Source organism: Roseburia sp. AF42-8 (assembly GCF_003435965.1).
Lineage (GTDB): Bacteria > Bacillota > Clostridia > Lachnospirales > Lachnospiraceae > Roseburia_C > Roseburia_C amylophila.
Window position 1 is genome coordinate 1 of sequence record NZ_QTVB01000062.1, and the last position, 9,052, is coordinate 9,052.

Annotated in this window: 8 protein-coding genes and 3 tRNA genes; 4 read left to right on the forward strand and 7 right to left on the reverse strand. The window is 40.2% G+C overall.

Annotated elements, in window-relative coordinates:
• Positions 1-311: 311 nt before the first annotated feature.
• Positions 312-382, reverse strand: a tRNA-Cys gene (locus tag DW059_RS14205).
• Positions 383-571: 189 nt separating this feature from the next.
• On the opposite strand from DW059_RS14205, the gene DW059_RS14210 reads away from it, so the two are divergent.
• A complete protein-coding gene (locus DW059_RS14210; RefSeq protein ID WP_117699226.1) occupies positions 572-1,147 on the forward strand; it encodes a hypothetical protein in 576 nt (191 codons plus the stop codon).
• Between the two features lie 76 nt (positions 1,148-1,223).
• On the opposite strand, the gene DW059_RS14215 is transcribed toward DW059_RS14210, so the two are convergent.
• Genes DW059_RS14215 through DW059_RS14225 form a run of 3 tightly spaced genes read right to left on the reverse strand, consistent with a single transcriptional unit; the run spans position 1,224 to position 4,889 of the window.
• Positions 1,224-2,606 carry an NCS2 family permease gene (locus DW059_RS14215; RefSeq protein WP_117699227.1) on the reverse strand — a complete coding sequence of 461 codons (1,383 nt, stop codon included), beginning with the start codon at positions 2,604-2,606 and terminating at the stop codon, positions 1,224-1,226.
• A gap of 26 nt (positions 2,607-2,632) precedes the next feature.
• The gene (locus DW059_RS14220) at positions 2,633-4,339 is read right to left on the reverse strand and encodes an adenine deaminase C-terminal domain-containing protein (protein ID WP_117699228.1); all 1,707 of its coding nucleotides are present in this window, start codon (positions 4,337-4,339) and stop codon (positions 2,633-2,635) included.
• Positions 4,323-4,889 carry a phosphoribosyltransferase family protein gene (locus DW059_RS14225; protein WP_117699229.1) on the reverse strand — a complete coding sequence of 189 codons (567 nt, stop codon included), beginning with the start codon at positions 4,887-4,889 and terminating at the stop codon, positions 4,323-4,325. Before DW059_RS14225 ends, DW059_RS14220 begins: the two co-directional genes overlap by 17 nt.
• A 781-nt stretch (positions 4,890-5,670) precedes the next feature.
• On the opposite strand from DW059_RS14225, the gene DW059_RS14230 reads away from it, so the two are divergent.
• Positions 5,671-6,549 (forward strand): LysR family transcriptional regulator, encoded by an 879-nt coding sequence (locus DW059_RS14230; protein ID WP_117699230.1) that lies wholly within the window; start codon positions 5,671-5,673, stop codon positions 6,547-6,549.
• Positions 6,550-6,687: 138 nt separating this feature from the next.
• On the opposite strand, the gene DW059_RS14235 is transcribed toward DW059_RS14230, so the two are convergent.
• Both DW059_RS14235 and DW059_RS14240 read right to left on the reverse strand, forming a co-directional pair.
• Positions 6,688-6,758: transfer RNA gene (locus DW059_RS14235), tRNA-Cys, on the reverse strand.
• A 69-nt stretch (positions 6,759-6,827) separates the two neighbouring features.
• Positions 6,828-6,899: transfer RNA gene (locus tag DW059_RS14240), tRNA-Glu, on the reverse strand.
• Positions 6,900-7,118: 219 nt separating this feature from the next.
• Between DW059_RS14240 and DW059_RS14245 the strand changes: the two genes are divergently transcribed.
• The gene (locus DW059_RS14245) at positions 7,119-8,012 is read left to right on the forward strand and encodes an ABC transporter ATP-binding protein (protein ID WP_158552132.1); all 894 of its coding nucleotides are present in this window, start codon (positions 7,119-7,121) and stop codon (positions 8,010-8,012) included.
• A 1-nt stretch (position 8,013) separates the two neighbouring features.
• Complete coding sequence (locus DW059_RS14250) at positions 8,014-8,808, forward strand: ABC transporter permease (protein ID WP_117699232.1); 795 nt, start codon at positions 8,014-8,016, stop codon at positions 8,806-8,808.
• 158 nt (positions 8,809-8,966) lie between these two features.
• Here the strand turns inward: DW059_RS14250 and DW059_RS14255 are convergent.
• Positions 8,967-9,052: IS3 family transposase (locus DW059_RS14255; RefSeq protein ID WP_147326059.1), on the reverse strand; the 86-nt coding region annotated here is incomplete at its 5' end.

Sequence of the window (9,052 nt, forward strand, 5' to 3'; positions counted from 1 at the left end):
TTAAATATCTTCCAGCTACTTTTTTATGTATTTGCATAAATGCACTACCAGTTTCTATTCCCATATTGTTACCAAAAATAACCGGATATGTGTTAGCAGCTTTTATTATTGACTTTTAAATATCTTCCAGCTACTTTTTTATGTATTTGCATAAATGCACTACCAGTTTCTATTCCCATATTGTTACCAAAAATAACCGGATATGTGTTAGCAGCTTTTATTATAATAGGCTTTTCCGGAATTTCATTTCTGCATACTTTCATATTGCAACTACTATTAAAAAAAGAGAACCTCATCGGTTCTCTTTAAAAAGGCGTCTGCCGGATTTGAACCGGCGATAAGGGTGTTGCAGACCCGTGCCTTACCACTTGGCTAAGACGCCACATATTTAATTGTGTCAATTCACACTCATATAGTTTACCAAAGCAGCACAAATCCGTCAAGAGAGAATTTACAGATTTCTACCTGCTTTTTACACAATTCCATGCAAATTTATTTGCTTTTTTTACATAAGAACAGTATACTTATAATGTTATAAAATATTAAACCATTTTTAGGAGGAACAAATATAATGGAAAAAGGTAAGTTAGGAATCAGATTATCATTTTATGCAGTAGCCGCATTTATCCTTGCATTCTTAGGATACAGCACTGTTCTTGCATTACTGACTGGTTTCGTTCTCATCGTGGAGAAAAATGAATGGGCTTCCCGTCAGGTAATTCAGGCATTTTTCTTATGTATCTTTGCAGATATCGTAAATGGTATTTTAAACATTTTCGATTTCTTATACCAGATACCTCTTATGGGTTCTGTATGGGGAACAGCAATTTCTGTCATCGATGGTATTGTAAGCCTTGTAGTTCTGATTTTCTGTATCATGGCTCTTGTAAACACAGCCAAAGGAAACGAAGCAAACGTTCCTGGATTAAACGGACTTGCAAACTGGGCTTACGGCATTGTAGCTCCAAAGGTAAATCAGGCACAGCAGGCTTATTATGGACAGCAGCAGTTCAACGGACAGCAGCAGTTCAACGGACAGTCACAGCAGTTCAACGGACAGCAGCAGTTCAACGGTCAGCCACAGCAGTTCAATGGTCAGCAGCAGTATCAGCAGCCAGAACAGCAGAATCCAAATCAGCCACAGTAGAATTATTACATAGCGAAAAAATTTAAGCGCAGAGCATTCATTGCCCTGCGCTTTTCTTATGCAGTTCTTCAAAAGATTATAAGGAAATCATCAGATAACGGATAACAAAGAGTGCGGATAATACTACTGTGATAATATTTAACTCCTTGAACTTTCCGGTAAAGATTTTAATTAATGTATAAGCAATCAATCCAACGGCAATTCCGTTTGCGATGGAGTAGGTAAGCGGCATCATGATTAATGCAAGATATGCCGGAATTGCTTCGGATACATCATCAAATTCCATATCTTTGATAGCACTTAACAAAAGACCACCTACGAAGATTAATGCCGGTGCTGTTGCACAGGATGGGATGATGCTTACAAACGGAGCAAAGATGATTGCTGCTAAGAACATGATTGCTGTAAATACAGAAGTCAGTCCGGTTCTTCCTCCTACGCTGATTCCGGAGATACATTCACCATAAGTGGTAACGGTGGAAGTACCAAATATAGAACCGCCAACCGTTGCAATTGCATCACAGAGAAGGCTCTTCTTTGCATTTGGAATATTTCCATCTTCATCTAACATATTTGCTGATTTTGCAGTTCCGATTAAGGTTCCGATGGTATCAAACATGTCAACCATGGAGAAAGTGATAATCAGCATGATCAAAGTTAAAATTGCCTGTCCTACCGAGCTTCCCATAAATAATTCCCGGAAACCGCGGAAACATGCGAATAAAGAAACATCTGCAAAATCTTTTACCTGGGCACCAAAGTTAATCTGGAAGCCATCAAATACAGTATTTCCGGTGAAAATTCCAAGAATAGTTACTACAAAAATACTGATTAAAATAGAACCGGTTACTTTTTTCTTATAAAGAACGGTGGTAAGCACGATTCCAAAGAAGGCTAAAATTGCACCCCAGCAAGCCACCGGATTTTCAGAAAAAGTAGAAAAATCCACCAACGATACCATGGTACTTTCATTTCCTACAATAAGACCAGCATCCTGGAAGCCGATAAATGCAAGGAACAATCCGATACCCACTGATATGGCAACTTTTATATTTTTTGGAATTGCCATTACAATTTTTTCCCGGAAGGAACATAAGGTAATCAGGATAAATAATGCACCGGAAATGAATACCATTGCCAGTGATGCTTCATAGGAATAACCCATGCCAAGCATTACGGTGTAAGTAAAAAATGCGTTCATTCCCATACCAGGTGCCTGGGCAAACGGCAATCTGGCAAGAACTCCCATTAAGAAGGTTCCTAAAAATGCAGACAGACAGGTGGCAAAAAATACGCCGTTGAATACCTTATCATACATATCGGTTCCTTCAAAAGGTGTGGCAAGCATTGCCGGATTTACCATGATGATGTAAGCCATGGTAACAAATGTTGTGATACCTGCGATAAACTCGATTTTTACGCTGGTACCATTTTCTTTCAGTTTGAAAAACTTTTCCATAATAAACGTCCTTTCTTTTGTTTTATCTAAACCAGTTCACAAACTGGAATAAATCGATTATTTATAATATCCAATAATCCCCGGTTGGTAATTGCCATCTCCGGAATAACAGCAAGGGAAATCTGAAGACTCATGGTGAGGATTGGATTCTTAAGGATACAGCCGTGTTTCCATAAATCAGCTAAAAGTCTATCTGTTTCCTCTACAAATGCCTCCATTGGCTTCTGGCTTAATATGCCAAGTACCGGAAGTCCCACAAATTGTTTCTCTTCTCCATCCCTTACATAAGAAAGACCACCCTGTTTTGCAATCACCTGATTAAATGCCAGCGTCATATCCGAAAGAGAAGTTCCAAATGCAATCAGATTCTGGGTATCCTGTCCTACCGAACCGGCAAATGCTCCCTGCAGTGCTCCTGCCTGGCTGATGATGCCGATTCCGATGGAACCATCTTTCCGGTAACGGTCTACTACTGCACAATACATTAAGTCATCCTCTAAAATGAGTGCACCGTTCTTTACCGGAAGCTTTCTCTCTTCGTGAATTGTCTCTAAGGTTCCGTCCACGATTTTTACAATATTGACTTTTACTTCGCCATCTATGCAGCCTTCCGGCAATGGAATCGTAAGTTCTCCTTCTTTTAAATCATCCCGCTTTATGGAATGGATCACTTCTTTCGGATAATCCATTCGCGGATAAGAAGCCTTTGCAATTTCTCCGTTTACAATAACATCCTGCACCTTAAAGTCTGTTAAATTCTTCACAAGTATCATGTCTGCACGATATCCTTCTGCAATGACACCTCTGTCCTTTAAGCCATAGGCTGCTGCCGGATAAACCGTAGCAAGCTTGATTGCCTGAAGCGGCTCCACACCTTCTTCCACAATCTGCGCCAGTGCATAGTTCATATGTCCATGCTCTGCCATATCTTTTGCTGTAATACAGCCATCGGTAGAAAGTAAAATATGGTCGCTGTCTCCTGCTTTATCTAAGAATTCTTTTGCACTTGCGGGCTCTTTTAAGGAGCCACGGCGGATAATGACATACATTCCTTTCCTGAATTTTTCTAACATTTCCTCCACCGTTACACTCTCATGGTCGGAGCTTACGCCTGCTGCAATATAGGTATCTAAGTCAGCTCCCAATACACCCGGCGCATGTCCGTCTATTTTTAAACCTTTTTCTTTTCCATAATCTAAGATTTCTTTTAAAGAAGCTTCCTTTGCAATGACCCGGTTATAATCCATGGCTTCTGCAATTCCATACATGCCATATTCTTCCACCATCACTTTGACATCGGAAAGCATCACCTGTCCATAACAGTCTTCATATCCCGGTGCTGACGGAACACAGGGAGATGCCATCCAGACCGGTGTAAGCTCTGTTTCTTTCATCTCTTCCATCAGATATTTTGCACCTTTATGTCCCAGCACATTTACTGCATCATGAGGGTCTAAGACTGCTGCTGTGGTTCCGTTTTGTATCAGTGCCTCTGCAAAAGATGCACTGCTTAACATACTAAGTTCCACATGGGTATGGGCATCAATCAATCCTGGTAAAGCCGTAAGTCCTTCGGCATTTATTATGATAAGCTGCTCCTTTTCCTTTATCTCGCTGGTCGGAATATGCTCTGCAATCTTTTCAAAATGGCCATTGGAAATATAAATATCTCCTGTTTTTATTTCATTTTTTCGTACGTCTACTATAGACGCATGCTTAATCAACAGGCTCATAAGATTCTTTTCCTTTCTGAAATAATGGTAGTTTCTGTAAAAATGTAATATCTGTCCGTTCTGCCGCTTTTCCTTCTGCCAGAATAGCAAGCCTGCTGCAGACTTCACCACCTGCTTTATGCACCAGACGTTCAGCCGCTGCTAAAGATTCTCCTTTGGAAATGACATCATCCACAATCGCAACTTTTTTTCCTTTCAGCTTCGCTGCATCCGTTTCATCCAGATAAATGTCCTGATTTCCTTCTGTTGTAATGGAATGCACCGCATCCTGAATAAATGATTTTACATAGGACTTCACGCTTTTCCGGACTACCACAAATTCCTTCATATGAAGCTGCTTTGAAATCTCGTACGCCAGGGCAATTCCCTTTGCTTCAATGGTCAGGATAATTTCTGCTCCATTGGCAAATGCCGCCAGTTCCTTTCCTGCTTTCTCAATCAGCTCTGTATCACTGATTACCACAAAACTTGCATACGCTGTTCCATCTGACAGTTTCACAAAAGGCAGTTCACGTTTCAGTTCACATACTTCTAAATCATAATGTTCCATTTTATCTATATCCTCTTATCCATCATTATATATCCGCCGGAGAATGTTCTGTCCCCTTCGGATGTATTGTAACTATGAAAAACACGAAAGGTACAACACGTCCCCGTATTGCACCTTTGCTTTACATACATTTGCATTATAATAGAAATCGTTTTATAATAAAAATACTATTTTTACTTGGTTTCTATAATATTTTTATTATATTGTGTAGAGGGGAATTGTAAAAATATTTACTTCAATATAATTAGCCGGTTATGCAGGAAGATTATTTTATCTGATCTGATATGAAATGTCTGCAGTTCTTAGTTACATGTTTTTCTTGATTATAAACTGTCTTTCCATTGCTTTGAGAGGATAACTGCTCTGTCCGCCGAGTACGGATGCTGAATAATGTCTGCAAGGGGCACTAAGAATTTCGACCGATAACTGAATAAGCCTGGCAACCGGCGCAAATTCACATCCATGTTCATATGCGCCTCGCTGGCACTTCCCTGTGCCAGCGTTGCCGGATGCCAGACGAAATTTCAAGTGCCCCTAACAGCCCTTAAAATGCATCCGTACTTCGGCGAACCGGGCAGTTATCATGTCAAACATTGGAAAGACTGTTTTGATAACAGAAAGAAAAACATGTGCTTTAGAACTGCGGCATTTTATATCAAAAATAATCTTCCCTGCATACCCGGAACTATATTTAAAATTTTATATTTTTTACAATCCCCCCTACAAACCACATAAATTATATTTTCAAATGATTCCTACAAAACAAAAGAGGTATTTTATTATGACATTAGACTCCTACCGTAACTTTGTAACCATTGTAGATTGCGGCAGTATCGTAGCAGCTGCCAATAAGCTTCTGATTGCACAGCCTTCTTTGAGTAACCAGCTAAAAAATATTGAGAAAACCTATGGTGCGAAGCTTCTTCTCCGGGGAAACCGTTCTTTAGAGCTGACGGATGCAGGAAGAATCTTTTACAAACGTGCCAAAGAGATTTGCATGATGGAAGAGGGCTTACGAAATGAATTGCTGAATCAGAAAGCCGGCTTCTCTGAACTGTTGAAGATTTCGATTCCAGCTGGTAACTCTCCTTATTTTCTCCACAAATTTTTTGATGCCTTTATTGCAAAGCACCCGAAAGTAAATTATGACTTTTATGAGATTCCAAGCGAATTTGTTATTCCGAATGTCTTAAATGGAATTACGGAGATTGGGCTGATTCGCTCTGCCGCACCCGGACATGGTGCGCTTACACTTTATCCCTATGAAAGAGAGGATATTGTTGCGCTGTTTCCAAAAGACCATCCCCTGGCTAAAATCAAAGGAAAGCTTTCTGTCCCGGACCTTGCCAACTACCCGCTGGCAATTCCTTTTGACTGTCTGGATATTGTTTATGCTTCTTTTGGACACTATCTTCTTTCGCCAAATGTTTCCATGATTACTTCTCCGAAAACCACTGCCATTGAATGGGCGCGCTCTTTTGGAAGTGTAGCCTTAGTCTCCCTGACGAAAGAGGACATACATGAAATTAAGGATATGTGCATCAAATATATTTCCGATGAAAATCTTTATATTATGAGTGCTTTTATTATCAGTAAAGACCGGCACCTTTCGAAGATTGCGAAGGAATTTTTGCAGGTGCATGGTATTGAAGTTTCTTAAGGTGCTCGCTAACTACGAGAAACACGCTTTGCGAGTTTCTCGAGTTATCGCGGTGCTCGTCAAATCTGCATGCAAGCATGCGATTTTTCTCGCTACTCGCGTAAAAAAAAGAGAATCTATAAAAGATTCTCCTGAAAGAGGCGACAACCAGATTCGAACTGGTGATAAGGGTGTTGCAGACCCGTGCCTTACCACTTGGCTATGTCGCCATATTCTGTTGTAACACTTCAAGTATATGCAGTGGCACATTTTTTATGCCTCATATTCTGTTCGTGTAGTGACTCCGACGGGAATCGAACCCGTGTTACCGCCGTGAAAGGGCGATGTCTTAACCGCTTGACCACGGAGCCAGATACGTTCCAACGACCGTCAGAACGTGTTTTAGTATACCATAGAGTAGTGGTGATGTAAAGCGTTTTTTAAGAATTATTCGTCATAATTTTGCTCAAAATTATTCTCTTTAAGGGTACACTTCTTTTCTCTTTCTGTCTATCTTTTAAAATTTTCTTCTTGACATTACTGTCTTAGTGTATTATTGTAGTAATACAAATAAAGAAGGAGATATGTTTATGGAAACAATATTGCAAACAACGAATCTTTCCCGGCAATTCGGTAAGAAGATGGCTGTAAATAATGTAAATATGACCATTCACAAAGGTGATATTTACGGATTCATTGGAAAAAACGGTGCCGGCAAAACAACTTTCATGCGCCTTGTCTTAGGTACTGCTTTCCCTACCAAAGGAGAAATCAAATTATTTGGCGGCGAGCCTTTCGATAAAGCCAGACGCAAAATCGGTTCTTTAATCGAAGCACCTGGACTTTATAAAAACTGTACCGCCTATGAAAACTTAAAGCAGTTTTCCTTAATTTACGGTGGCACCGATGCAGAGATTAAGGAAATCCTTTCTCTGGTTGGGCTTGCTGATACCGGTAATAAAAAAGCCGGCAAATTTTCCCTTGGAATGCGCCAGCGTCTTGGTATTGCCATTGCACTTCTCGGCAATCCGGAGTTCTTAGTCTTAGATGAGCCGGTAAACGGTCTTGACCCTGCCGGAATGAAGGAAGTCCGTGATTTGATTTTAAAGCTGAATCATGAGAAAAATATCACGATTCTTATTTCCAGCCACTTATTAGATGAGCTGTCCAAAATCGTTACCAGATATGGAATTATCAACGACGGTATGCTGATTGAAGAAGTTACTGCTGCAGAATTAAATGAACGCTGCCAGCACAAACTGATTTTTACAGTAGATGATGTGCAGAAAACAGCCGCTATTTTTGCAGAAACTATTCCGGCAGAACAGATTCGCATTGCCGGCAATCAGGTGATTCTCTCCTCACATCTTGAGGAAGCCGCTGAATTAAACAAACGTCTGGTTCAACAGGACATTGCGGTAAACGGTTTCTGGGTGCATGCAGAAGGACTTGAACAATACTTTATGAAACGGATAGGTGGTTAATATGGAACAATTATTTAGATTTGAATTTCGAAAATTATTCCGTCAGAAGAGCTTTTACATCTGTGGCTGTGTGTTAATCGGATTAATTCTTCTGACCGCAGTAACATTAAATATGATTTACAGTTTATCACAGGGAAATATGGAAGCTGGCGGCGTAACCGTAAGTGCTTCTGACGATGGATTCCTTTATACCGGCATATATATGCTGGTTGGTGCAGTATCTTCCAGCAACTTTACGATTGTACTGGCTGTATTTCTTTCCCTCTTTGTATGCAGCGACTACACCAATGGCACTTTAAAAAATATCATTGCAAGAGGCTACAGCCGCACCCGCATTTATGCGGTAAAATACATGGTATCCTTAGCTGCCACAACGGTTTATACCATTGTCTGCTGGGTTACCGGATTCCTTGCCGGCACTGCATTCTGGAAAGTTGGAAGCCTTTCCGGTACCACAGGAGATCTGGTTATCACCCTGCTTTTACAGCTTCTTGGTAACTTTGCATATACCTCCCTTTTCTTCCTGATTACAGTTCTATTTAAGAAAACAGGCGGTTCCATCGCAGTTGGTATCATCGGTCCACTGGTTTTGTCCATGATTATTTCACTGGCAGATACGCTGACACATAAAAAATCTTTTGATTTTGCTGATTACTGGCTGGATAATTGCATGTATCAGACTGCAGCAGACAGTATGGCATCTGATATGATGATCCGCTGCTTCATCTGCTTCCTGGTTTATGCTGTTTTATTCTATGTTATCAGTATATTTGTTGGAAAACGTAACGAAGTATAACTTCAAGTTACCACCAGGTCATCTATTCTGTAATCAGTTATAGATTTATCCTTTCGTCCACTTAAATGAAAAAGGACTCTCTTTGCAGAATTAAATTGATGTGACCCCAAAAAGTTAGACTTTTAAGCGTAGCAGTTTTATTGGCTGCTACGCTGTTTTTATGCAGCCAAGAGGCTAAGCCTGTATTGCACAGGACTCATCCATCCTAGTTTTTCTTTTATTCGTTGTTCGTTATAATACTTTA

What these genes read in the sequence shown, in the direction of transcription:
- DW059_RS14210 (WP_117699226.1), top strand. Translation starts at nt 572, where the DNA reads ATGGAAAAAGGTAAGTTAGGAATCAGATTATCATTTTATGCAGTAGCC.
- DW059_RS14215 (WP_117699227.1), bottom strand. Translation starts at nt 2,606, where the DNA reads ATGGAAAAGTTTTTCAAACTGAAAGAAAATGGTACCAGCGTAAAAATC.
- DW059_RS14220 (WP_117699228.1), bottom strand. Translation starts at nt 4,339, where the DNA reads ATGAGCCTGTTGATTAAGCATGCGTCTATAGTAGACGTACGAAAAAAT.
- DW059_RS14225 (WP_117699229.1), bottom strand. Translation starts at nt 4,889, where the DNA reads ATGGAACATTATGATTTAGAAGTATGTGAACTGAAACGTGAACTGCCT.
- DW059_RS14230 (WP_117699230.1), top strand. Translation starts at nt 5,671, where the DNA reads ATGACATTAGACTCCTACCGTAACTTTGTAACCATTGTAGATTGCGGC.
- DW059_RS14245 (WP_158552132.1), top strand. Translation starts at nt 7,119, where the DNA reads ATGGAAACAATATTGCAAACAACGAATCTTTCCCGGCAATTCGGTAAG.
- DW059_RS14250 (WP_117699232.1), top strand. Translation starts at nt 8,014, where the DNA reads ATGGAACAATTATTTAGATTTGAATTTCGAAAATTATTCCGTCAGAAG.